1 protein-coding gene and 1 pseudogene are annotated in these 1620 nt (G+C 78.1%); both read left to right on the top strand.

Annotated features, from left to right (window positions below; all coding sequences use genetic code 11):
• On the top strand, positions 1 to 1304 hold a 1304-nt coding region (locus FA014_RS19400), incomplete at its 5' end, for a DUF349 domain-containing protein (protein ID WP_154731236.1).
• Between the two features lie 67 nt (positions 1305 to 1371).
• A pseudogene (locus FA014_RS19395) lies at positions 1372 to 1620 on the top strand (hypothetical protein); the annotation flags it as partial.

The raw sequence follows: 1620 nt of genomic DNA, 5'->3' as shown, positions 1-1620 counted from the left end.
CCGTGACCCCCGTGGTCCCGGTCCCGGTGCCGGACGACTCCGTCGAGGCGGCCGCCGCGGCCGGGTTCGGCCGCGTCGACGACGAGGGCACCGTGTACGTCCGCGAGGCAGCCGGCGAGCGCGCCGTGGGCCAGTTCCCCGGTGCGACCGCCGACGAGGCCCTCGCGCTGTACGTGCGGCGGTTCCTGGACCTGCAGGCGAAGGTCGCGCTGTTCGAGGCGCGGCTGACGGCGACCGACCTGGCGGTCAAGGAGATCGACCAGACGCTCGCGCGGCTGACCGAGGAGACCGCCGAGCCGGCGGCCGTCGGCGACCTGGACGGGCTGCGTGCCCGCCTGGACGCCGTGCGGGCCACCGCGGCGGAGCGCCGCGCCGCGGTCGACGCCGAGCGGGCCGCCGCCCGCCAGGCCGCGCTGGAGGCGCGCACGCTGATCGTCGAGCGTGCGGAGAAGATCGCCGGGACCGACCCGGCGCGCATGCAGTGGCGCCCGGCGGGCGAGCAGCTCCGGGCCCTGCTCGAGGAGTGGAAGGACGCGCAGCGCTCCGGCCCGCGCATCGACCGCACCTCCGAGGAGGCGCTGTGGAAGCGGTTCAGCCACGCGCGCACCACCTTCGACCGGGAGCGGCGGCACTACTTCGCCGAGCTGGAGTCCCGCAACGCGGGCGCGAAGGCCACCAAGGAGGAGATCGTCCGCGAGGCGGAGCGCCTGTCCTCGAGCACCGAGTGGGGTCCCACCGCCGGCGCCTACCGCGACCTGATGGCCCGGTGGAAGGCCGCCGGCCGCGCGAGCCGCACGGACGACGACGCGCTGTGGGCCCGGTTCCGCGCCGCGCAGGACCGGTTCTTCCACGCGCGTGACGAGCTGAACGCCGCCACGGACCGCGAGTACGGCGCCAACCTGGAGGTCAAGGAGGCGCTGCTCGTCGAGGCCGAGGCGATCGACCCGTCGAAGGGGCTCGCGCAGGCCAAGGCGGCGCTGCGCTCGATCCAGGACCGCTGGGAGGCCGCCGGCAAGGTGCCGCGCGGCGACATCCAGCGCGTCGAGGGCCGGCTCCGCGCCGTCGAGGCGAAGGTGCGCGACGCCGACCAGGCGGAGTGGCGCCGCACCAACCCGGAGACCCGCGCGCGGGCCGAGGGCGCCCTGGCGCAGCTCGAGAACGCGATCGCCCAGCTCGAGGCGGACCTCGCCCGGGCGCAGGCCGGCGGTGACGCCCGCAAGGTCGCCGAGGCGCAGGCCGCGCTCGACGCCCGGCGGTCCTGGCTGGAGCAGGTGCAGCGAGCCGCGGAGGAGTCGCGCGGCTGACGCTCGTCCACAGCCGGTGCCGGTCGCCCCTCGCCACGCGCGGGGGTCGACCGGCATCGTGCGTCCGGTGACCTCCTACCCGGACCCCCCGAGCGCCCCGGCCGCCGCGCACCCCGCTGCTCCCCCGCGCACGCCCCCGCGCACCGCGGCCCGGCTGCCGCCGACGCCGCTCGTCCGCCCGGCCGACGTCGGCCCCGTCGCCTGGCAGCTGCTGCTCCGCGACGGCCACCTCGTGCGCCTGCGCGGCGACGTCGCCCTGCCCGCGCGGGTGCGCGCCACCCCGGCGCTCCGCGCGGCCGCCCTGGCCCCGCTGGTC

This window comes from Cellulomonas hominis (assembly GCF_005239125.1).
In the GTDB taxonomy this organism is placed as follows: Bacteria; Actinomycetota; Actinomycetes; order Actinomycetales; family Cellulomonadaceae; genus Cellulomonas; species Cellulomonas hominis_A.
This window is presented reverse-complemented; position numbering and strand designations above follow the sequence as displayed.